Origin of the sequence: Geminocystis sp. GBBB08 (genome assembly GCF_016743215.1) — a bacterium.
Lineage (GTDB): Bacteria > Cyanobacteriota > Cyanobacteriia > Cyanobacteriales > Cyanobacteriaceae > Geminocystis.
This window is the reverse complement of the sequence record NZ_VRZC01000046.1, coordinates 1-24883: the sequence shown is the minus strand read 5'-3', so window position 1 is coordinate 24883 and position 24883 is coordinate 1. Positions and strand designations below refer to the sequence as shown.

Annotated in this window: 17 protein-coding genes and 2 pseudogenes; 14 read left to right on the top strand and 5 right to left on the bottom strand. The window is 31.6% G+C overall.

Annotated features, from left to right (window positions below):
* Nucleotides 1-76: 76 nt before the first annotated feature.
* The gene (locus FWJ34_RS08100) at nucleotides 77-670 is read right to left on the bottom strand and encodes a hypothetical protein (protein ID WP_308254818.1); all 594 of its coding nucleotides are present in this window, start codon (nucleotides 668-670) and stop codon (nucleotides 77-79) included.
* Between the two features lie 4 nt (nucleotides 671-674).
* A pseudogene (locus tag FWJ34_RS19555) lies at nucleotides 675-829 on the bottom strand (glutamate synthase); the annotation flags it as partial.
* 88 nt (nucleotides 830-917) lie between these two features.
* Between FWJ34_RS19555 and FWJ34_RS08095 the strand changes: the two are divergent.
* From FWJ34_RS08095 to FWJ34_RS08065, 7 genes are all read left to right on the top strand, one after another.
* The gene (locus FWJ34_RS08095) at nucleotides 918-3527 is read left to right on the top strand and encodes an AAA family ATPase (protein WP_308254817.1); all 2610 of its coding nucleotides are present in this window, start codon (nucleotides 918-920) and stop codon (nucleotides 3525-3527) included.
* A gap of 59 nt (nucleotides 3528-3586) precedes the next feature.
* Nucleotides 3587-5107 carry a DUF2357 domain-containing protein gene (locus tag FWJ34_RS08090; protein ID WP_308254816.1) on the top strand — a complete coding sequence of 507 codons (1521 nt, stop codon included), beginning with the start codon at nucleotides 3587-3589 and terminating at the stop codon, nucleotides 5105-5107.
* Between the two features lie 185 nt (nucleotides 5108-5292).
* Complete coding sequence (locus FWJ34_RS08085) at nucleotides 5293-6198, top strand: hypothetical protein (protein WP_308254815.1); 906 nt, start codon at nucleotides 5293-5295, stop codon at nucleotides 6196-6198.
* 85 nt (nucleotides 6199-6283) lie between these two features.
* Entirely contained in the window at nucleotides 6284-6808 is a 525-nt protein-coding gene (locus FWJ34_RS08080; RefSeq protein WP_308254814.1) for a hypothetical protein, read from the top strand.
* A gap of 93 nt (nucleotides 6809-6901) precedes the next feature.
* Nucleotides 6902-7054, top strand: coding sequence for a hypothetical protein (locus tag FWJ34_RS08075; protein ID WP_308254813.1), 153 nt, complete (start codon nucleotides 6902-6904; stop codon nucleotides 7052-7054).
* Nucleotides 7055-7190: 136 nt separating this feature from the next.
* Nucleotides 7191-8846 (top strand): phospholipase D-like domain-containing protein, encoded by a 1656-nt coding sequence (locus FWJ34_RS08070; RefSeq protein ID WP_308254812.1) that lies wholly within the window; start codon nucleotides 7191-7193, stop codon nucleotides 8844-8846.
* 24 nt (nucleotides 8847-8870) lie between these two features.
* Nucleotides 8871-11225, top strand: a complete 2355-nt coding sequence (locus tag FWJ34_RS08065; RefSeq protein ID WP_308254811.1) for a hypothetical protein — start codon at nucleotides 8871-8873, stop codon at nucleotides 11223-11225.
* Between the two features lie 169 nt (nucleotides 11226-11394).
* On the opposite strand, the gene FWJ34_RS08060 is transcribed toward FWJ34_RS08065, so the two are convergent.
* Together FWJ34_RS08060 and asnS are read right to left on the bottom strand one after the other, a co-directional pair.
* Complete coding sequence (locus tag FWJ34_RS08060) at nucleotides 11395-12876, bottom strand: glutamate synthase subunit beta (protein ID WP_308254810.1); 1482 nt, start codon at nucleotides 12874-12876, stop codon at nucleotides 11395-11397.
* Between the two features lie 247 nt (nucleotides 12877-13123).
* Nucleotides 13124-14518, bottom strand: a complete 1395-nt coding sequence (gene asnS / locus FWJ34_RS08055) for an asparagine--tRNA ligase (RefSeq protein WP_308254809.1) — start codon at nucleotides 14516-14518, stop codon at nucleotides 13124-13126.
* A gap of 348 nt (nucleotides 14519-14866) precedes the next feature.
* Between asnS and prmC the strand changes: the two genes are divergently transcribed.
* The 4 genes from prmC (at nucleotide 14867) to FWJ34_RS08035 (ending at nucleotide 18000) form a co-directional block, all read left to right on the top strand.
* Nucleotides 14867-15808 carry a peptide chain release factor N(5)-glutamine methyltransferase gene (gene prmC / locus FWJ34_RS08050; protein ID WP_308254808.1) on the top strand — a complete coding sequence of 314 codons (942 nt, stop codon included), beginning with the start codon at nucleotides 14867-14869 and terminating at the stop codon, nucleotides 15806-15808.
* A gap of 136 nt (nucleotides 15809-15944) precedes the next feature.
* Nucleotides 15945-17084, top strand: a complete 1140-nt coding sequence (locus FWJ34_RS08045; protein ID WP_308254807.1) for a HEAT repeat domain-containing protein — start codon at nucleotides 15945-15947, stop codon at nucleotides 17082-17084.
* Between the two features lie 40 nt (nucleotides 17085-17124).
* Nucleotides 17125-17445 carry a hypothetical protein gene (locus FWJ34_RS08040; RefSeq protein ID WP_308254806.1) on the top strand — a complete coding sequence of 107 codons (321 nt, stop codon included), beginning with the start codon at nucleotides 17125-17127 and terminating at the stop codon, nucleotides 17443-17445.
* A 102-nt stretch (nucleotides 17446-17547) separates the two neighbouring features.
* Nucleotides 17548-18000 carry a hypothetical protein gene (locus tag FWJ34_RS08035; RefSeq protein WP_308254805.1) on the top strand — a complete coding sequence of 151 codons (453 nt, stop codon included), beginning with the start codon at nucleotides 17548-17550 and terminating at the stop codon, nucleotides 17998-18000.
* 140 nt (nucleotides 18001-18140) lie between these two features.
* Here the strand turns inward: FWJ34_RS08035 and pyk are convergent.
* Nucleotides 18141-19925 (bottom strand): annotated as a pseudogene (gene pyk / locus FWJ34_RS08030) (pyruvate kinase).
* A gap of 179 nt (nucleotides 19926-20104) precedes the next feature.
* On the opposite strand from pyk, the gene FWJ34_RS08025 reads away from it, so the two are divergent.
* From FWJ34_RS08025 to FWJ34_RS08015, 3 genes are all read left to right on the top strand, one after another.
* Nucleotides 20105-21373: an ABC transporter ATP-binding protein gene (locus FWJ34_RS08025; RefSeq protein ID WP_308254804.1), complete on the top strand. Its 1269-nt coding sequence runs from the start codon at nucleotides 20105-20107 to the stop codon at nucleotides 21371-21373.
* A gap of 96 nt (nucleotides 21374-21469) precedes the next feature.
* On the top strand, nucleotides 21470-22723 hold the full coding sequence (locus FWJ34_RS08020) for a hypothetical protein (RefSeq protein WP_308254803.1): 1254 nt from the start codon (nucleotides 21470-21472) through the stop codon (nucleotides 22721-22723).
* A 111-nt stretch (nucleotides 22724-22834) separates the two neighbouring features.
* Entirely contained in the window at nucleotides 22835-24748 is a 1914-nt protein-coding gene (locus tag FWJ34_RS08015) for a hypothetical protein (RefSeq protein ID WP_308254802.1), read from the top strand.
* Nucleotides 24749-24883 lie beyond the last annotated feature (135 nt).

The following is a 24883-nucleotide window of genomic DNA, read 5'->3' as shown; positions in this document are numbered from 1 at the left end:
AACCAAACAAGAACGGAATTACTATGAAATGTAATTAATAATGCTCTTGAGGAAATAGTTAATCATTAAAGAGAAATTAATTATCTTTTTGTATTTTGGCTAATTGTTGTAAGATATTTTTTTGTTCACTTTCAATAGCATCCAGTTTGGCTAATATTTGTTTTAAAAACTCGTCTTTTTCATGGTTATTAACTAAGGTTAAATTAGGGTTATTATTTGCTGAGATAACTCCTTGAGAATTATTTTTCAATAGAGATTTACCAATGATAAAAGGAGATTTAAAAATCATTAACCAAAAGTTAACAAATAATGACGGAATCATCTGAATTAAACCCCAAATGGTTAAAATCGCCGTTATTAATAACACGATCGCAGTCAGAGGATGTGAAACTAAAAAAGCAATAGCATAGTGATTTGTTACCCAATTATTCCATAAAGATTCTAAGCTAGATTGAATATTATTAGAAACTAAATCAGCAATATTACTAGCTTGATTAAGACTATCTGTAAGAATAGTTTTACCAGCAGTTTTGGTATTATTAAAAGTATCTACCGCAGAATTGGTAAGATTATTTGATGTATTAATGACTTTATCACCAACATTTTTAACGAAATTTTTGCTAGTTTCAAAACCGTTGTTTATTTTTTCAGAAATAGTAGCTAATAACATATTAGGCTTTAATATTACTACGGTTATCTTTTTCGAGTCCCATTTGTTCTAATAATAACTGTTCAGAACTTAAAAAACCATTGCTAATAAGACTAATTGTGTAGGTGTAGGTAATCTTTTTTTCTTGCCTTCTATCGGTTTGGGGATAAAAAGCCCTTTTAAGGTGAAATTTAGTAGCACAGAATCTCTGATGTTAGATATACTAAAAGTTACTTATAAAAAGTAAATCGTAACTGGTCACTTTTATATGCATCAAAAAAAAACAAATAGTAATCCGAATAATTATTTTTCCAGCATTACGGGAAGTATAGCAGGAGGTATCATTGGTGGTTTTTTTGTCTTTGCTGGTGGTCCGAATTCACTACAAACAACTATTGGTGCGAACGCCACTGGTACGGGTACATTTATTCCTACAGTATTAAGTAAAAAATATAAAGAGAATCTCGAAAATACTATTAAAGAACAGGAAAAAGCCTTAAAATTTAGCAAGGATTTAATAGTTTTAGAAGGACGAGAACAGTCATTAATTAATACTATAAATGAGTTAAAAAGTCAAAGAAATAACTTAGAAGAAACCATTAAATTAATTGAAATTGAGAAGCCAGACTTACAAATATTAGCTCAAAGACAAGCTGAAAGTAGTGCTTTAAAAACAGAAATAAACGAGCTACAGGGGCAATTAGAAACCATTAAACAGCAGATTCAACAAAGAGAAAGAGAAAAGAATGAGTTGGCGATAATATCAGCAGATTTTGCTCAAAAACAGGGTGAATTAAAGATTATAAATCAACGATTAGAGTCACTAATTAAAGAATCACAAGAATTAGAATCAAGAAGGAGAGAAAGTGAAGGATTAAAAACACAAATTGAGATTTTACAACCTGAATTAGACAGTCTCAAACAAGAAATTATTGTTAAGGAAAATAAGCTAGAAATTTTGCAAGAAACTTTGGGAGAGTTATCTCAAAAACAGGGCGAATTAAAGGTTATCAATGAGCGTTTAGAGATATTGCGTCAAGAAGCCTCAGAATTAGAATCAAGAAAGAGAGAAAGTGACGGATTAAAGAAACAAATTGAGATTTTACAACCTGAATTAAACAGTTTAAAACAAGAAATTACGGCTAAGCAAAATAAGCTAGAAATTTTGCAAGAAACTTTAGGAGAGTTATCAGAAAAACAAGGAGAATTAAAGGTTATCAATGAGCGTTTAGAGATATTGCGTCAAGAAGCGGTAGAGTTAGAGTTATTCCGCAATACCTATGATGTTTTAACTAAAGAATATAGTGAAATAGAGACAAGAAAAAATAATTTAGCTTTAGAAATTCCTCGTTTAGAAGCAGAAAAACATCGCCTTTTACAAGTGATTCAAGAGTCAGAAGGGAAAGCTATAATTGCTGAAAGTTTAAGGGTTGAAATTGAAGATTTATCCGCACAAACTATGATTCTTCACGGGCAAAAAAGAAGTTTAAAACGTGAAATTGAAAGGTTAGATTCTGAAAGGGCAAATTTAGAAGATGATATTGCTCGCAATCAAAACGAAATTATAGGGCAAGAGAGAAAATTAGAGCAAATTAAACAAGAAATACAGCAAGAAATTGAATTAAAAGAGGCACGATTAAGGCAAATTCAAGAAGATATTAGACAAGAAATTGAGTTGAGAGAAATAAAAATAACAGAATTAGACAAGAAAATTCGTCAATTAACAGAAGAAATTGAGGAAATAGAAAATAGTGCAAAACAAGCCCTTCAAGCCTTACAAATTCCTATAGAAATTAATGCTAATAAAGTTAAAAATTTTGTTTCAGAAGCTGACTTTTTAAAACAATTTAATGACTATTTAAACGCTAAAGGTTTAGCATTTCCTGAGAGGATTATTAACGCTTTTCATACCTCATTAAAAGTGCAAGATATTTCGGCTTTAGTAATTTTAGCAGGGATTAGTGGCACAGGAAAAAGCGAATTACCTCAAGCCTATAGCGAATTTATTGGTGCGCCGTTGGTTATGTTACCTGTGCAACCCCGTTGGGATTCCCCCCAAGATTTGCAGGGTTTTTACAACTATATCGAAAAGAAGTACAAACCTACGGAATTGATGCACTATCTCTATCAACATCAGCATGATAAAAATTTTAATGGGCGCATGGTATTAGTCTTGTTAGACGAGATGAATTTAGCGAGGGTGGAGTATTATTTCAGCGATTTTCTCTCGAAATTGGAGACAAGACGCAATAAATTGACTTATTTAGACATCGAAGTCGGTAGTATCAAACTTCTTGAAAATGACAGAAAAGTTATAATTCCTGAAGAATTTTTGTTTGTCGGCACAATGAATGAGGATGAAACCACTCAATCTCTTTCGGATAAGGTATTAGATAGAGCAAATGTTCTAACTTTTGGACGACCTACAGAATTAAAGTTAAGAGGTGACAAAAAAGCGAATCCTCCTATTCCCACAGAATACTTGCCTTGGGATAGTTTTAAGGGTTGGATAAATGAGCCGATACAGGGGCATACTGATATAGTAAAAGATTATGTCGATCAAGCCAATACTATTATGGAGCAATTGGGTCGTCCTTTTGCGCATCGGGTTTATCAAGGTATCGCTAAATATGTGGCTAATTATCCTCATGCTAATAATGATGACTCTATCATGAAACAGGCGATCGCCGATCAATTCGGACAAAAATTATTACCTAAATTGAGGGGCATAATGGTAGAAGATAGCAACGTTAAACCTTATTTAGATAGCCTAAAATCTTTGATTAATGAGTTACAAGACGAGCCTTTAAATCGTGCGTTTGACAAGGCTTGTGAAGGGCAATATGGACAATTTCAATGGAAAGGAATGGTTTATTAATTAACAATTATTCTTTGCAATTGTGAGAAGTAATCCTCTTATTAATATCTTCTAAAATTATGCTTTTTTATGCTAGTTTAACTGATTATTTATTTAATCGCCCTTGTGAATTTAATGCAGATAATTTATTGCACTTACGAGGGTGCGATCGAGGGGTGTTAGTATTAGAAAAAGAAACGTTAAAATCAGAATATAACTTTTTAATAGAAAGGGGAGAGGGAGTCTATGAAATAGGCTTTCCTTTGGTAGAAGTGGCAGATTGGGAAAATAATAAAACTCTGACGAAATCTGTCATTATTGAAACAAATAAAGATGAGATATTTTATCTTACTTTAGAAGATGACATTTTTGATGAAACTCAAATTACTAATGATGAAAATTTAGCCCTTCATTTACAAAAAGAATTAGGAGTAAAATATGATAAAAAAACTGCTGAAATCATTAGTTTATTCATAAGTTTGTTCCGGATTTCTTCCGCCGATTATCGACAGGCTTTATATCCCTTAGACATTTCTGATTCTTTAGCAAAATTAAGCGAAGAAGATGCTCGTTTGCCCCTTATTTTAGCCTTAAATAAACGCTATGAATTAAGACACAAGTTACAGCTAATTGCACCAAAATTACGATCGCAACTTAATCGAAAAGCGGAGATGATGCCATTAGGAAATATTCAAGAAATGGATGCTTATTGTCTGCGAGATTATGTAAAAAAACCGGGGAAAGATGCCATAGAAAAAGCAGGGGCGAGACAGGAATTAATGGGCATAAAAAGGTATCAAAATTTCAACACCCCAGAGAATCGATTTTTAAAAAGTTTTTGTGACTTATTACACTTACATTGTCGAGATTATCGAGATAGTTATTCCGAAGCAAAATCTTTAGAAACAGCTATTAATAAATTTCGGCAAGAAGAAAGTGTCAAATCAATTCCAATGTCGGCAACTTTTATCGGAAAACCTAACTATGTTTTACAACAAAATCCTATTTATCGCAGTTTTTATCAAGCCTATCAAGACTATTTAAAAAGACGTAGTGAGAAGGAAAAAATCTGGAGTTTTCGTAACAATCTTTTAATTGATGTGGTAGCAATTTTATTATTAGCTAGTTTATTAAATTTGAAAGGGAGTTATATTCAACCTTTAGACACCATAAATATTTTAGATGTGCCTAGTTATGGTAAATATTTAAAAGAATTAGATAAGAAACCCTTAACAGTATCTTGCTTTTTACAAAGGTTGGTTTTTTCCTTTAACATTCAACGTCATCAAGACAGAAGAAAAGGAGACTTAACCTTAACAGTTACCCGTTATCTTTTAGGAAATACTCAAGAAAATCCAGATGTCGTGATTATTCCTCTATGGATTTTTTGGCATAAACCCTCATTAAAAATTTTAGAAGATATTAAAGGAATATGCGATTTTCCTGTGGTAATTTATCTCACCGATTTTAACAACAATGAGGAGGATAACTTATCTAATATTACTTTAATTCAAATTCCCGATCCTCTTGAGCAAAATTTAGAAATGGCAGTGACATTGTTAACTCAAGAAATTTGTTATTGGTTGGAAGAATGGGTATGAATAGATAATGAGGAATTAGAAATAAGGAATGAGGAATTAGATACGTATTTAACTTACATTTTTGATTAATTCTTGAAAATAACTCAAACTCTTAACTCTTCCCTTTTGCCTTTTCCCTTTTCCCTACCCTCACCAGACGACTTAAATACAAACTAGCTTATTAGATATTAAAAATTACAGGCAATATGAATTTAACTTTAGAAATACTGAAAAGAATCGAAGAAAAACCCTTTAGTTTTATTCCCGAAAGACTGCCATTAAATTTACCTACCTATAACGGCAATTTTCCTTTTCACCCTCAGCAAAAACAAGCCATCGAATTATGCCTTTCTAACTCTCCTTTAGTCACAATAGCTGGAATATCAGGTAGTGGTAAAAGTTCGATCGTGCCTATCATAACAGATATTGCTCTTACCAATCAAAAATCTGTATTAATTGTTTCTAACAGCAGTTTCAACCCTTATCAAAATCTTTCCCTGATGCCGTTACAGATAAATCAAGAAAATAAGACAGAATATAGACAATTATTTAAGACATGGTTAAGAGAAAATTTGATTAATCCTAACCTTAATTTTATGCCTAACTATCTTCTGTTCGATCGACTTTTTGAAAAAGTAACAAAGAATAGTGAGAAATGGCTTAATGTTTTAGACAAAAACGAGATAAATTTATTAGCAGAAGCCGTTAATCAAGAATTTCCGCAGGAAAGTAAAACTCGTCAACTATTATTAGTTAAAAAAATTCAACAGTCGAGACAACTATTAACAAGAAAAGAATCTTTAAAACAGACTTATCAATATCTTTCTGATACTGCCTTAGAAGAATTAACAACTATGGCGATAAACTCCCAAAAAATTCCCGTAATTTGTCAAGAAAAGTATCTTCAGTTTTTAGAAAACCAAACCTTTGATTTAGTTATCGCCGATGATAGTCATAACTTAAAGAAAGAAACCATCAAAACTTTAACTAAATATAGTCAAAAGCTAATTTTGTTAGGAAACTTATTCCCCCATACAAATAATGACTTTGATCAGCTATTTAATAATTTATCTCCAGCCTATCGTATAGAACCCATTTGGTATCTTTTTTAGAAGAATTACATAGTAATGATTTGAGAATAAATGCTTTAATCTCGTCAAAACCTTTTGTTATTTCGGTTACAGATGTAAATATCAAATGGGTTCTATAGAAATGAAGCAAAATTATCGCCTTAATCCGCAACTGGGTTTAAAAGTTTTACCCTTTCTTTATCCCGACAACAGTTATCACCAATTTAACCAGTGGAATCTTAACACTTTTCAAGGAGAAAAAAGTCCTTTAATATGGCATGATGTAGCTAATAATGCTCAATTATTGCCAATTTTACAAGATAATCTATCAAACTTTAATCATAATTATCAAATACTGACTTTTAGCGAAAATACTCTTCATATTCTTCAACAACAATTAACTAACTTAGGGATTGATACCTCTATCAAATTAACTCAAGAATGTCATGGAGAAGAATGGGAAAATATCTTAATTATTTGCGATAAAACCGACTCTTATGAAATTAATCACCAAGATTTACATTTAGTTTTAACTAGGGCAAAAAATCAGATTATCATTTTAGGAGATAAGACTTATTATAAAAATTCAGTCTTTGCCAATTTATTCGACAACAACGTGTTTTATGTCATTGGAGATTTAACTTTGATTTAAAGTTAAATGGTTTTTTCTCACGCAAAGGCGCAAAGACGCAAAGAAAAAAGGGCACAAAGTTTTTCATCACATTAAATCAATTGGGGTAACATCATGAAAATAGTTTGGAAAATAAAAGGAAAATATCGCAAGTTAATTTCTGATAATCAACACATACCAGTAACAAACTCTTCTTTCCTGACTAAGAATATCTTGCCTCCTTTTTTTACATCTGCGGAAGAAAACTTCGTCTTTACTGATTTTTAAGAAAAACCCGTTTTACATCATTGGAGATTTAACTTTGATTTAAAGTTTAATGGTTTTTTCTCACGCAAAGGCGCAAAGACGCAAAGAAAAAAGGGCACAAAGTTTTTCATCACATTAAATCAATTGAGGTAACATCATGAAAATAGTTTGGAAAATAAAAGGAAAATATCGCAAGTTAATTTCTGATAATCAACACATACCAGTAACCAACTTAGATGATTTAGTTGAGAATATTTATAGTATTGCTAACCAAGAAAAAATTTACTCCCTCCCTAAAATTCATCAAGGTTTTGGTTTAAGTATTTTATCGGCAAATAGTTTTCAACGTCTCTTAGCAAAAAAAGTCACTAACTTTTCTCTCCTGACTAACAATATCTTGCCCCCTTTGTTAACATCTTCCTCTGCAAACTTACAACCTCTCAAATTTGTTTATCAATTTATCCCCGATACAGAATCTCAACTTACTCCTTTTTCTCTTAATCCCAATGATTCACAAATTCCCCATAATTTAAGAGACTTTACTCAAGGCTTTTATCATCTCGACTTATCCCATAATATAGATAATCCTATCTTAAAAAATATCAAAACTTTAGCAGTTAAGAGATTGCAAATAAGTCTTGAAAATAATCCCTTCGCTGTCATCGAAACCTTTGTTAAAAATCCAGAGACTCAAGAATTATCAGTTTATCTACCTAATAACTGTGTCGCTATTTTTTCTCGCCAAGAGTTATTATCTCAACAAAAAGAAGCCATAGAAATTTTAACTAACAACCCCAAAACTTGTTACCATAATCCCCTTGTCATTGCCTATCAGAAAAAATACGGTATTATCCCTTCTTTTACTACTGAAAATCAAACTCTCAATTTACCTCAAATTTACATCGCAAAAGGCAATCACCGTCAATTTTTACAGCACTTAATTGATAATGCTAAACAATTTTTATTAATTAGTAGTTATCGCCTTGAAGATGTGGAAATAGTAAATTTAATCGCTAAAAAAACTCAACAGTTACCCTTCGGAGTATGGATATTAACTGACTTGAGTGAACAAGTACAAGATCGAGTTGATTTTAATATGGATGATGATCAAAATGATAACTCTGAATATGCCAATTCCGATCAACTTAAGCAAGAATGTTTACAAATTTTATTAAAAGCTAAAGTCACATTTCGCAGTGGCAATTTTCACCTTAAAACTTATATTAGCGAACAAAGTGCTTATTTGGGCTCATGTAATTTAACGGGAGGAAGTTTAAACCGCAATCTCGAAGGCGGAATCATCTGGCAAATTAACTCTCAACATCAATTTTTAATCGATTATTTTCGTCATCTTTGGCAACACGAAACCATCGCTAAAGCTACCCCTTCCCCAGAAGGTTATTCCATGGAAAGTTTAATTCCCTATAAGGTTGCATCTCCTAAAAATAACTGCTTTTTAAATTACTATGAATATGAAAAAGATTTGATGATTTCTTTAGCAAAATTTAAAGAGAATCCCCAAGATAAAGTTATCATTTTAACTCGTAACTTTATCCCTAATAGTCAACAACTAAACCTCATTAGAAAAATTCCTCATCTAATTTTTTATAGTAATTTCAATAGTAGTAACTTAAAGGCTAAAAAAGTCTATCATCTTCATAGCAAAATTGTCTTAATTGGTAGTGAAATTGCCTATATAAGTAGTCAAGATTTCGCCTTTACTCATCATCCTTTATTTGACTTAACTTATAAAACTACTAATCCTCACGAAATTAAGCTAATTATCTCTCAACTTAAACAAATTTTTAACTAACTTACTAATTTACAGTCTAAAACCATGACTAAATTTTTTAACCTTGAATCTTATCTGGAATGTTGCCAATATGCTTCCCTTTTTGACAAATCTTCTGAAACATTAATCCCCGCTAATCATTCTTTCCCCCTCCCTTATAAAAATTTTTATCATGAATATAGCCATAGAGAATTTTTACCAATTCCTGTGATAAATTCCAATTTTCCTTCGCAGTTAAAACCTCGTGATAACTATATCATAAAACATACTTTAGGCTTTTCGATCAATGATGATAATTCTGAGCAAATTTTTATTATTCGAGAAGCAAATTCTTTAGTTTTAAGAGTCTTAAATTCTCGTTATCTTTACAGTAACGTCTATCGTTATTGGAGTTATGCTAATCAATTAGAAAATTATGCTAAATCAGGTAAACCTATTATCATTTATGACTTTAATAGTTTTACTCCTCAACAAATTACTCCCCTAACTTTTGAAAACTATCCTAATTCACCTTACCTAATCCCTATCATTGATACTCGCAATCTTGAAAAATATCAATCTTTAAATCTTAATCTTAATTATGAAGATATTTATAACAATATTTGTGAACAATTTGCCAATAAAATTATTCGTCAATGTAAAATCGATATTCGTCATCGTCAAGAAACTATCCATTATGTAAAAGCTATCAATATTTTTTCTTATATTAATCATCATACTGTCCATTTACCTTTACTAATTAAAGTAGATAATAACTATTATCAGTATAATTTTGATGTTAATAATTTAGGTGCTATTATTTCGCAAAATTTTCCCCTAGAAAAGTTAAGAGATATTGTTAAAAATAATGAAGATCAATATCATTTTGTGATTTTAACTAACTATAGCAGAATATCCAGCATTTATAATGCCCTGAGTAATGAGTTTATTATTCTTAAAACAGAGGAAAATAATTTTGAAAATATTTGGCAAGAAACAAGAAAAAAACAGTTTCCCCTTTATGGGCAACATTTAGATAATATCAGCTTTTTTGTCCGCCGAAAAGGAGAAGATAAAGACATGGAAATCAGTCTCCCTTCCCAAATTTGTTATGAAGGAGAAAAAGAAGTTATTGTCTATGGAGAATATCTTAATAATCAAGGAATTATCACTAATGAATTTTCAATGTCAACTACTACAGTTTCTTTACCTTTTACTATTAACCAACAAATTTTAATAAATGATGCTACGGAAAAAGAGCAAATTTATCAAATTAACAATCAATATTTTGAAACAACACCCGAATTAAAAATCAAGATTCGTTTTCGTCTTCAACCCGGATTAAACCCCAAGTTAGAAATTATTGATCAATTCGATCGCATTTTAACATCTTCTTTAACTGATAGAGAAGAAATTACTTTAGGTTATATTCCTTACGATAAAATATGTGATTTTCGTCAAAAAATCTCTCAAAGAGGTTGGGCAAAATTATCGGCAATTACAGATATTTTATTGGAAAAATTAGAATTATGGCAAAACCTACTCAATATTTCTGATATTGTGGAAAAAGCTCGTAAAATTCATCAATTAAGATTAGATATAGAAAAATATTTACCGATTATTTTAAATATTGATAATAATAATTTTGAACAACAATATATTGTCAATTTTTATCAATCATTGGATAATTTTTTAGAGAATACTTTATCACAATTAAGTAAAAAACCTCCATCAAATCTTAATCATAATCTGAAAAAAATAATCTATGAAGGTTATGATAGTATGTTATTATTCTTAGGAAAAAGCTATAGTTTAACTCAAAATATGTCCTTAAATTATCTTTTTGATAGTGATAAATTAATAGATAAAGTTAAATTTACAAACTCAAGAATAAAAATACAAACTAAAAATAGTATAAAAAATTTGGGAATTTATCTACAAAATATAGCTAGAATGTCTTGTACATTATTAAGACAAAAACAGTTTTTTAATTTATTTAATCTTTATTCTCAGAAAGAAGGCACAAAATTTTATAAATTAGACAATTATCTTTGGGGTTATGCTAGAATTTTAGTTTGGTATTTTGACTTTAATAATTCTGAACAATTATTAAATTATCAACAACACTTTCAAGATATTATTACCCATACTTTAACTCTTAATCCCAGTGATAATAAGAATAATGGTTATCTACAAAATGCCTTAATAACTCTTATTTATTTACTTACTTTTAGACAGTATGATGTTAGTTTTGTTATCAAAAATTCTACTCTTTATAATCAAAGTAAAAATTTGTGTCAACAGTTACAATATCATCCTATAACCACAACACAAGTTAAAATTAATATGTCTTTAAATGAGTTTTTTGACAAAATATTAGAAGGAAAAGCTATCGGCATACCGATAATTGAAGTTGATTAAGTTACATAAAATAAAAGAAAGATTTTCTATTTTTTCTTTCCAATTAACTAAATTTTGCTCAATATTGTTAGAAATAATGTGCAAATTTCAATGATTATTTATCATTAATTAAAACATTAAAAAAGGGCTAAAGCCCTTACTACAAACTACATAAATGGTTGATAATTTTCTATGGTAAATTAGTATATCCCATAAGAAAGCGATCGCACTCTTTAGCGACTCCGCGCCCTTCATTAAATGCCCACACTACCAAACTTTGACCACGACGACAATCTCCAGCAGCGAATACTTTAGGAATGCTTGTGGTATATTGTTCAAATTCAGCTTTAATATTACTACGATTATCAGTTTCTAAGCCCATCTGTTCTAATAATAACTGTTCAGGACCTAAAAAACCCATTGCTAATAACACTAATTGGGCTGGGAGTCTTTTTTCTGTGCCTTCTATAGGCTTAGGTATAAAACGCCCTTGCTCATCCCTTGCCCATTCTACCTCAACGGTGTGAACTGCGATGACGTTACCATCTGAGTCTCCCTCGAATTTAGTGGCAGTCGTAGTATAAACACGAGGATCATTACCGAATTTAGCAGCAGCTTCTTCTTGTCCGTAATCTAAACGATAAATTTTCGGATATTCGGGCCAAGGATTGTTTTTAGCTCTGATTTCGGGGGGCTGAGGCATTATTTCTAACTGAGTGACACTTTTACAACCATGTCTTATAGATGTACCAACACAATCCGTACCAGTATCTCCTCCCCCAATAATCACTACATCTTTACCTTCGGCGGAGATAATATCTTCCTGATTACCACTTAAAACAGCTTTAGTGTTGGCTGTCAGGAAGTCCATAGCAAAATTGATCCCTTTGAGAGATCGCCCTTCTATGGGTAAATCACGGGGTTTTCCTGCACCGATAGCCAAAATTACGGCATCATTATCGTTAACTAAAGTTTCTGCTGGAATGTCTTGACCGATGGCAGTGTTACAAACGAATTTTATTCCTTCTTCTTCTAAGACTTTAACACGACGTAAGACAACTTTTTCCTTATCCAGTTTCATATTAGGAATACCATACATCAATAATCCACCAGGGCGATCATCTTTTTCGTAAACCGTGACGGAATGCCCAGCTTTATTGAGTTGTGCTGCCGCTGAAAGTCCTGCAGGGCCAGAACCGACTATGGCAACTTTTTTCCCTGTACGTTTTTCGGGTGGTTGTGGTGTTACCCAGCCTTGATCCCAACCATGATCTATAATAGAACATTCAATGTTTTTGATGGTGACAGGAGGATTATTGATCCCTAGTACACAAGAACCCTCACAGGGAGCAGGGCAAACTCTACCAGTAAATTCAGGAAAGTTGTTAGTTTTATGAAGTCGATCGAGTGCTTCTTTCCATAAACCCCGATAAATCAAGTCATTCCACTCAGGAATAAGATTATTCACTGGGCAACCACTAGCCATGCCACTAATAAGTTCACCAGTATGACAAAAGGGTGTACCACAATCCATACATCTGGCACCCTGATTACGGAGATTTTCTTCAGGTAAATGTAAATGAAATTCATCCCAGTTTTTGATTCTTTCAAGAGGATCTTTATCAACGGGCAATTCTCTAGTAAATTCTAAAAATCCGGTTGCTTTTCCCATATTTTTTAGCTTCTTAATTAAGGTTTTTTCTGTATCAATAAAAACAGTTTTTGTCAGAGATTCATAACAATATTTACTAATCTTTTTTTATTTCTTTCCTTCTACTGCTATTACATTCTTATATCAGTTCTGGGAAATAAAAAATTAATTCTCTAATTCTCCTCTTCCCAAGGGCGGTTTAAATTCTGACAAATTAACTGTATTTAACATATTAGATCCATTTTAGATGAAATGAATATTAAGTTTGTTAAAATTCAACATTCATAGGAGTGCGAGGAAAAGGAATTACATCCCTAATATTTTCCATCCCTGTCATGAATTGTACTAATCTTTCAAATCCTAAGCCAAATCCGGCATGGGGTACAGTACCATATCTTCGTAAGTCTAAATACCACCAAATATTCTCAGCATTAATATTCAATTCAGCAATTCTTGACTCTAAAATATCGAGTCTTTCTTCCCTTTGTGAACCGCCGATAATTTCGCCGATATTAGGTGCTAAAATATCCATAGCCGCAACAGTTTTTTGATCATCATTTAAGCGCATATAAAAAGCTTTTATGTCTTTAGGATAGTTAGTGACAATAACAGGTTTTTTAAATAATTCTTCGGCTAAATAACGTTCATGTTCAGATTGTAAATCTATACCCCATTCTACTTTATATTCAAAAGTTCGATGGCATTTTTCTAGTAAACTAATTGCTTCGGTATAAGTGATTCTAGCAAACTCATTATTAATAATATTTTCAGCATTATCTAAAACAGTTTTATTAATTCTTTGATGGAAAAATTCGAGATCTTCAGGACAATTATTTAAGGCATATTTAAAGACATATTTTAAAAATTCTTCAGCTAAATTTTGATCTCCCTCAATATCACAAAAAGCCATTTCAGGTTCAACCATCCAAAACTCAGCTAAATGTCTAGAAGTATTAGAATTTTCTGCTCTAAAAGTAGGACCAAAAGTATAGACATTTTGAAAAGCCATTGCCATAATTTCTGCTTCTAATTGTCCACTAACTGTTAAGTAAGCCTGTTTCCCAAAAAAGTCATTTTTATAATCTATTTTCTCTGTTTTTTTAGCTAAAATTTCCCCTAAATTTAGGTTAGTAACAGTGAATAATTCTCCAGCACCTTCACAATCACTAGCAGTTATAATAGGAGTATGTACCCATAAAAAACCTTTATTTTGAAAGAATTGATGAACAGCATTTGCACAAGCATTTCTAACTCTCATAACAGCACCAATGGTATTTGTTCTTCCTCTTAAATGACCAATTGTTCTTAAAAATTCAAAAGAATGACGTTTTTTTTGTAAAGGATAAGTTTCTGGATCACAATCCCCAAAAATTTCGACTAAATTAGCATTTAATTCTATTTTTTGACCTTTAGCAGGAGACTGAATTAATATTCCTTCTACTACTAAAGATGAGCCGGTATTTAATCTTTTTAGAATAGTTTCATAATCAGGTAAATTTTGATTTAAAACTACTTGTAAATTAGTTAAAGATGAGCCATCATTAACTTCAATAAAAGTAAATTCTTTTAATTCTCTTTTGGTTCTTACCCATCCTTGAATCCTGACTTTTTCTTCATATTTTTCTTGCCTTAAAATATCAATAATTTTATTATTAGTTTTCATAGTTTTTAAGATATTAATTAGTTTAAATATTTAATATTATAACACTTTATCCTTTTATTAATGAAAAAATATCGGTTTTACTAAATTTGCTATGTTAATGTATAATTAAATACAAAAATGTTTCTTTTCTTGATTATGAAATTACTGTTAGGTGAATTACTTAATCTAGAGGGTATTGAGGATATTGACAAGACTGTTTACTTTTACAATACTTGAATCGAGGGTATTTTGCTCTACCTTCAAAAAAGTTTTTAAAGGAGTTAAAATAAATGTGTTAGGCAGTTAGGTTATTACCTATTACCTATATACTTATCTCGAGTAAAATTTCCTTATTAAAGTGATTAATCTATGTCAATTTATATCTCAGGAAAAGAGTTATTTAACTGGTATCAAAACGCAAAAAAACAAACTGCTATTTTTAATATTCCTCTGTTTGAATTAGATTATTTAATAATAGAACTAACTTCTTTAACTAGCTTAGATTTACGGATTAATCATTATCAAAATAAAGATAATATCTACTGTAAAATTTCTCTTAAAGAATTGCAAAATTTATGGCATTTAAGAGTAGAAAAACGTTGCCCTATTCAATATTTAATTGGTAAATGTCATTGGCGTAATTTTACCCTTAAAGTAACCTCAGATGTCTTAATTCCTCGCCCTGAAACTGAATTAATTATTGATTTATCTTTACAACTTACTCAAGAATACTCTTCTTTATCATCAGGTAACTGGTTAGACTTAGGCACTGGAAGTGGTGCGATCGCTATTTCTCTAGCTGATAATTTTCCAGAGGCAACGATTTATGCTGTAGATAAATGTAAAAAAGCCTTGAAGATTGCCAAAGAAAATGCTTTGAATTTAGGCTTTTCTGAGAGAATTAATTTTTATCATGGTTCATGGTTTGAACCGATTAATCAGCTTAAAAATGCCTTTACCGTTATTATTTCTAACCCTCCTTATATCCCTTCAAAATTAGTTTTAGAATTACAGCCAGAAGTAGTTAATCATGAACCAAAAATAGCATTAGATGGGGGAGAAGATGGCTTAAATGATCTTCGATATTTAATTAAGAATGCTCATAATTTTCTCAAAGATAACGGTTTTTTATTATTAGAAATAATGGCAGGACAAGAAAAAATAGTAACAGATTTATTTAAAAAAAATGGTACTTATACTAATATTAATATCTATCAAGATTTAGCTAATTTAGATCGATTTATTATGGCACAAAAAAGATCCAATAACATAATTAAGACAACAAAAAAGCAAGTTAAAATACAAATTTAAGTTATGATGAGATAATTGCATTAAATTAATTCAATAATGTCATTATGATTCTAGATATGTTATGAAAACTACAAATTACTTTAAAAAAAACAAATAAATTAAAGGTGTTATTCATCTCTTTTTTTTTATTCATCTCATGACTAATGTTGTCGTCAAAGAAACTCCTTCCTTTTTGAATTTATCTGATTTTTCCCTTGATGACTATGAGTCTGTTTCTTTAGAATTTGCACTTAAAGTGTTGGAATTAGGTAGTTTTGAAGCAAAATGGGCGATGGCCAAAATATTAATAAAACGTGGTGATGAGGTAATTCAACCTTTAAAACAGATAATTTTAGATGAAAAAGCAAACATTGAATATCGTTGGTATGGTTTGAAAATACTGAGTGAAATCAAAAATCCTGAAATAATTTTAATTGTTAGCGAGTTATTAACCACAACTCAAGAAGAAGATTTATTACAATTAGCTTCTCAAACTTTAGCTCATCAAGGAAAACAATCTGTTACTTTTTTGTCACAATTACTGGCAAATCCTTCTTCTCGTCTTCTTGCTACTAAGGCTTTAGCCCAAATTCCTAGTATAGATGTTATTAAACCGTTATTATCGATAGTTAATGATCAAGATAGCACTATTCGAGCAATAGCCATCGCAGTTTTAAGAAATTTTGATACTCCTCAAATCACATCAGTGATGATAAATGCCCTTAAAGATTATGCCTCATCAGTGAGAAAAGAAGCTCTTATCGGTTTAGCATTAAAATTAAAATCGGATGAAGATATAGAGTTAATTAAATTAATATCACCTTTATTGTATGATGTCAACTTATCTGTCGCCCAACAAACTGCCATTTCTTTAAGTCGTTGTAGTCATCCCTTTGCCATAGCATCCTTAATCAAAGTTTTATGTTACATTAACACTCCTGAAACATTAAGATTTACTATTATACGATCATTAGCATGGATAGCGACATCTCAAAGTTTACAATGTTTAGAGCAATATCTTTATATCTCTGATTTAGCACCAAGTCTCGAAATTATAACCGTTTTAGGAAGAGTAACAAAACCGACTTTAAAAAATGAAACGGTAACAATTTTAAGCAAATTTTATCAAAGTGAATCACCACAATTACAATATCCAGAAATTTTACAAGCTCTTTGTTATAGCTTAAAACAACTAAATGCCATTGCCGCTATTAACATTTTAAAAATTATAGAAACTAATCATAATTCTCAAGTGCGTTTTCATGCTAAAAGTGCACTTCAAGAATTAATGGTATAGTAAAAATGAAGGAAAGTTTAGTTTAATAGGTAATTGATTTATGGCGGATTCAGAAAATTTGTTCCAAAAAGCCTTTTATTTAGGTGTCGGCATTGCGAGTTATGCAGTAGAAAAAGCTAATGATAAATTTCAGGAATTGAGGCAACAAGCACAAAAAATTGCCCTTACTCCTGATTTTCCTCAACAATTGCAAAAAATGGCTGATGACATGGTAAATAAAGGAAAAATGAGTGCGGAAGAAGCTCGTAATTTTGTTGATGAAATATTAAAACAGTCACAATCTCAAAATATTAAAAATGAAAATACTAATCCACCATCTCAACCACGCACCATAGAAATAGTAACAGAGGATGATAATTAATCGGGAATCGGCAATCAGGAATCAGGAATTGACATCAAAAATTTAAAATTTAAAATGTATAATTGAGTTACATTAGAGTTGAGATCTTTTTATTCTTTGATAATGATGGATAATTGGGAAAATAATTTGATTAATTGGTTAAATACCGCTCAAAACGAATTGGAATCATTTTGTACACAAGTGAACCAAGATTGGCTAAAAAGTACTGAGGAATGGCAAACAATGTTGAATCAGTTAACAGAAGAAACTGAGATTATATTGACAACAGAATTAAATGAATTTTTGACAGAAGTTGATGTTTTTTTCGTTGAAATAGTGAAATTATTTCTCGATGAAGACTATCTAAATGACGTTGATGATTACACTTATTTTGTTGATGAAGATGACTTTAATTCATGGTTGCAGGATACAAAAATTAAACCTAATTCAGAAATAAATCCTGCTTGTCTTGGTTGCAGTAATTATCACGGTCAAAGTTATAATGGTAATTTACTTGTTTGTGGAATGCACCCCTATGGTTGGGATGGTGAAACTTGTCCTGATTGGAGTGAATAGTGAATAAGTAGGTAGAAGTTAAATAATGTTCAACCTGTTGTACAAAGTAATAGTGAATTTAGAATTTAGCCATTGCCCATTGCCCATTGCCTATCCTCATCAAAAGATTTTTTCATCACCCCCTAATTCCTCATTATTAACTAGCTGTCAACTTCGCCTTGAGGGTTATCTGTACCTAAATAGACTAAACCTTGCTCAATTTTTAAGGTGACAAAACTAGCATCTCGAATTAGACGGGTGGCTTCTTTTACCCCGACAATGACGGGAATCCCAAGACGCATACCGATTTGAGCGGCATGAGATCTCACTCCTGTTTCTTCTGTGACGATGGCACCTGCTAAACGCATCGCATCAATATATTGATTATCTGTAGCTTTGGTAACTAATATATCCCCTTGAATAAAATTATTCAGTTGACTCAGATCTTTTACTACTTTTGTTCTTCCTGTTATTACACCTTGCCCAATGCCAATACCTTCACTAAGTAAACCTTTAACGATTTCAACTTTAATTAAGTCTGTTTAACCTGCTACTCCTTGTAATGTACCTGCTGTTATGACTACTAAGTTACCGTCATGAAGTAAACCTTTTTCTCTCGCTACGTTAATGGCGGCTTGAAATACTTGCCGTAATCCGGGTAAATCTAGTAATAATAAAGGTTTTACCCCCCAAACTAACTGTAATTGACGGGAAACACTAACATGAGGAGTGATGGCAAAAATGGGGGTTTTAGGGCGAAACTTCGAAACATTACGAGCAGTTGCCCCAGTCTTGGTTAATGTCATGATAGCTGAAGCGTTTAGTTTCTTGGCTATTTTTCCCACAGCTCCGGCTATAGCTGTAGCAATATTCTCCTTATCAAAATCATCGCTATAGGGTGCAACAAATTTCTCTCTTTCTTGCTCAATTCTAGCAGCAATTTTGGCCATGGTAGCCACTGCTTGAACGGGATATTTACCAACGGCGGTTTCATTAGAAAGCATTACCGCATCTGTACCATCTAAAATAGCGTTAGCAACGTCTGAAACTTCCGCACGGGTTGGGCTAGGGCTATTTGCCATACTATCTAACATCTGGGTAGCTGTAATGATGGGAATACCGAGACGATTCGCAGTACGAATTAAACGTTTTTGTAGGATAGGTACATCTTCTGCAGGTAATTCTACTCCTAAATCACCTCTAGCTACCATTACCCCATCACATAAGGAAAGGATTTCTTCCATTTGTTCGATCGCTTCGTGTTTCTCGATTTTAGCAATTACCGGTGTCGATTTTCCAGCACTACTGATTAAGTCTTTAATCTCTAATACATCTTGAGGATTACGAACAAAACTTAGTGCAACCCAATCGACTCTTTGATCTAAACCAAACATTAAATCTTTTTTATCCTTATCAGTCAAGGCTTTTACGGATAAATAAACGTTAGGAAAATTTACCCCTTTATTGCTAGAAAGTACGCCTCCTACCACCACTTGACAATGTAAGTCTTTATGTTCTAAATCTATCTCTTTTACGACCATTTCTACTCTACCATCATCGATTAAGATTCTGGCGTTAACAGGTACTTCTTCTGCTAAATTTTCATAACTTATACAACCAATTTTTTCATTACATTCCACCTCTCGACTGGTTAAAATATAGCGATCGCCTTCCTTGAGTTCTACAGAACCACATTCAAATTTCCCTAATCTAATTTTTGGTCCTTGTAAATCCTGTAAAATACCAATGGGGATATTTAGTTCATTTTCTGCTTGACGAATTAGCCTGATACTGCGTTGATGGACTTCGTGAGTACCATGGGAAAAGTTAAGACGAAAAGTATTAGCACCTGCGAGAATCATTTGACGTAAGGTTTCAGGGTTTGCACAACCAGGACCAACAGTGGCTACAATTTTTGTACGGTGGGAAAATTTGTCAGACATCACCAATTTATTACTGATAAAACGTGATTCATAATTATATCTTACTTTGGATGAGATAAAAACACTGATAAATAAATGGTTATAATCATTTTATCCTAATGTAAAGATCAAAAAGTAAATAGTTAATTGTAAATTTTTTGTTATAATTTCACCTTATGTTGTTTCATTAAGGTATTTTGGTTTTGGCACAAGTTATTATTGACAATCTCTACAAAACCTATATTTCATCTGTTAGTAAATTTTCTCCTTCTCTATCTTTAGGAGTTATTCCAAATTCTCCTGATGTTGAACAAAATTCTTCTACTTCTACCCATGTATTGAAAGGTATTAATCTTGAAATTGAAGAAGGTGAATTTATGGTTTTAGTTGGTCCTTCTGGATGTGGTAAAAGTACTTTATTACGTTTAATTGCTGGTTTAGAAGAGATTACCGCCGGCAAAATTTTTATAGGCGATCGCCTTGTTAATGATTTACCACCGAAAGCAAGAGATATAGCAATGGTGTTTCAGAATTATGCTTTATATCCACATCTGAGGGTTTATGATAATATTGCCTTTGGTTTACGGCGGATGAATCAACAAGTCACTTCAACACCATTAGATCAAATTCTAACAACTATAACGGCTAAATTACCTTCAAAATGGCGTTATCTTTCTGAGAGTGAAAAACAGATTCATCAAAAAGTGACTCAAGTTGCTCAAATGTTGCAAATAGAACATCTATTAGAGCGTTTACCAAAACAATTATCAGGAGGGCAAAAACAACGGGTTGCCCTAGGAAGGGCGATTTCTCGTAATCCTCATGTATTTTTAATGGATGAACCTTTATCGAATTTAGACGCTAAATTAAGAACAGAAACACGAGGACAAGTTGTCAAACTACAAAAACAATTAGGAATAACAACTATTTATGTCACCCATGATCAAACAGAAGCCATGACGATGGGCGATCGCATTGCTATTATGAATCAAGGAGAAATACAACAATTAGCCACACCTTTAGAAATATATCGCCAACCGGTTAACAAATTTGTAGCACAATTTATTGGTAGTCCACCGATGAATTTTTTAGAGGTAAACTATCAAAAACCAGACTTAATTATTCATTCTCATTTTAAAGTAGTTTTATCAGCAAAATGGCAAGAGATTTTTCAACAATATAATTATGAACAAATTTGGTTAGGAATTAGACCAGAATATTTTGATTTAGCTCCCCCTTCATCCTCTACAATTCCGGTGATAGTTAATTTAGTGGAAGCATTAGGAAATGAGTCTATTTTAACTGTTAATTTAGAAGGAAATAATCAAGAAAATTTACAAGTAAAACTATTCACTGACGAGGTAATTAAAATTGGAGATAAATTAAATTTAAGTATTAAATTAGACAAAATTAGTTTTTTTGACTACTATCAACAGAGGAATATTAATTTAATAGACATAGACAATATTTAGGAAAATTTTCGGGATAAATCCCTTATAACAAGCCTATCTCAGAATATTTTGTACCCGAAGTATAAAAAATTAGATCAAATTAAAATTATTCTAAAAATGATGATTAAAAGCTCTTTTTTTCGAGAACCAATAGATAGGATTTGTTTTATAATTATTGCTATTCTCAGCTTTGTCATAATTGTTTTAATAGGGGGCAGTAGAATTTGTAATAATAGTGAATGTCTTTTAAAAAATCAACCTCATGTAGAAGAATTTAGCTGGCAAAATCAAAAAATTAGTACTCAAGATCAAGGTTTTTCTTTAATTTTTGATCGCCCAATGTCACTAGAAAGTGTGGAGGAAAATTTACAAATTGAACCGCCATTAGACGGTAAAATTAGTTGGTCTGGAAAACGTTTAGTTTATACTTTAAATCAAGTAATTCCTTATGGTAAAAATTATCGTTTATCCTTAAAAAATGCCAAAGAAAAATTTAGAGGTAGAGAAAAATTAGGAGCAAAAATAGAACCTTTTATTGCTGAATTTCAGAGTAGAGATAGAGCTTTTGCTTATATAGGTAGTCAAGAAGATGAAAGTGGTAGATTAATTTTAAATAATTCTACTAAACAAAATAAGACCATTCTTACCCCTGAATATTTAACTGTAATTGATTTTAAATTTACACCTGATACGGAAAAAATTATCTTTTCTGCCATTGATGAAAGGAAAAAGAATAATGATTTTAAAAAACTAGATTTGTATGAAGTTACTTCTGGGTTATCAAATGATTTAACTACCAAAATTCCGTCACAATTAAGATTAATTTTAGAAGGGGAAGAATATCAGAATAATAAGTTTGATTTAGCGGGAAAAAATGGAGAAATTATTATTGTTCAAAGAATTAATAATGAAGATCCAAGAGACTTTGATTTATGGAAAATTGAACCGGGTAAAATACCTCAAAGACTAAATACTAGAGGGGGAGATTTTACTGTTACCCCTGATAGAAAAGCCATTGCCATTGCCCAAGGGGAAGGAATAGCAATTATACCCATAGGAAATGAAGTTAATGAGTCATCAATTAATTTTTTGCCAAAATATGGTCAAGTTTTAACATTTTCTGCTGATGGAAATAGTGCGGCGATGATTAATTTTAATAAAGATAATTCAGAATTACGTTATACTCGTTCTTTATTTTATGTTAATAATCAAGGAGTAGAAAAAGAGTTAATTAACATAGAAGGATCGATTGTTGATTGTAAATTTAATGGTAATAGCAAACAACTTTTTTGTTTATTAACGGAATTAGTACAAACGAAAACAGAATTTCAAGAAAAACCGTATTTTGTTGGCATTGATATTCAATCATGAAATATAATTCCTTTAGTCGCTTTACCCAAATTTCAGGTTATGAAAATTAACAATTTTAGATTAAAAACCTCTAATCAATTATGAATTGAAAGAATTTGGTCCATCTCCGCATTGAAAGAAGTAAATTTGATTGCGTTGGCATGTGACAGAGGCACTATAGGAATTCAGATAGGGATAGATGAGCCAGTAATGAGTATGGATACATCTGGAAAAGTCATTTGGACAAAAAATACTGAGATTTTCACATCTACTATAAGACAAGATTCTTACAAGGATGGAGAGCAATTGATACTTTCCCCAAAAGAACTTGGGCAATGTGATTTGTATCCGACTCAATTGAAACATAGTCCAAATGGTAGATTTGTTACAGCAATAGGAGGTGGTGAATATATTATATATACTGCTCTAGCATGGCGCAACAAAACTTTTGGTTCTGCTATAGACTTTGCTTGGTCATCTGATTCCAATTACTATGCAGTACAAGAATCATCCAAAATATTAATATTCAAAAACTTTACTCTTCATAGAACTATCCAAGATAGTTCTTCTACAATATTTGGTGGCCCTCTATTATCAACTTGGAAACAAAGTGATTCTTTATTGTATTTTTATAATTGGGATGATGGAACATTTGTTAGAAGAATCGATGTTAGTCCAAAGGCTATATATTGGTCTGAGAATGGATCATTTCTTACTATTGTTTCACAGAGAGACGGATTTTTTATTCTATCATATAATCCAAAAGTATTAGAAGCATATCAAGAGCAAGGAATATCTCCAGGAGAGGATGGAATGGAAGAGGCTTTTCAAGTATTGTCTGAACAATCTAATGATGTATCTAATGGTATATGGATCGGGGATCATTGTTTTGTGTTTGTTACCAACAAATTATGCTATTATATCGGTGGACAGATATATACAATATCTGCACAAGTATCATCTTCATTATACATATTAGGATATCTACCAAAACATGAACGAATATATTTATCAAACAAGGAATGTCAAGTATATAGTTATCATATAAGTATGTCCATGTTGGAATACCAAAGAAATGTATTAGAAGATAATCTTGATGCCGCTAGATCTCTTCTATCAAATATTTCATCTACTGAACTTGTATCATTGGCAAAGTTTTTGGAGAGCCAGGGTCATACAGAAGAAGCTCTGAACGTGACAACTGATGATGAACACAAATTCACTCTTGCCTTGGCATTAAAAAAAATGGATATAGCGATATCAATTGCTACAAATCAATCCAATATTCACAAATGGAAGATATTGGCATATACAGCAAAAGAAACATCTGATATACCATTGTTGTGTAAATGTTTGGAACAGAGTCATGCTTATGCTGATCTTGTATTGTTATATCATGCAATGGGAGATATACCCAAATTATTAAATCTATCAGAACATGCAATGGCAAGAGGAGATTTCAATATTGCTTTTATTGCAGCATTTTTTGCAGGTGAAAAGAATGACTGTTTCAAAAAATTAATGAAATCTGGTAAATATTGTGAAGCAGCATTTTTTGCACGTTCATATTGTCCAGAGTTGACAATTGAGGCATTCAAGAAATGGCAGGATACTATAAAACAAAATGTATCCAATGGTCCATTAAAAGTGGATTATAGCTCATTATTGCAAGTACCAGTAACACACTCGAAAGCAGAGCAATTTGATAGAATGTCCCCAGCATATCCTATCGAGACAGAACCTATAGTTCCAGTGGATCATCTCTTTGCAGAACATAATAGTACAATATCTGATGGTCAAAGTATGGAAGTTAATACTACAGGAACAGGGAGTATAAGAGAAGACTTTCTAGGAAGCAGCGAATTTAGTGGTGGAACTCCATTTAGATCTCCATTTTCAATTTCACAGCCGGTTGAAAAGGCGTCAATTCCATTTGACAATGCTAATCAAATCATATTCGAAGAAGAGTTCAGTGGATTGAATTTGAGTCCACCTTTATTCGAGAAGCGTCATATATTGGATGATGAATATGAAAAAGATGATTAATAAAGATTTATTACAGGTTTGTCCATCTTTCATAAAGTGATTGTTTTTCTTTTTTGTTGATTAGACAATTCAATGTATGCCTTCCTTTCCATACTGGAGCAGAGAATCTACAAGATTCATTTACAAGAATATAGC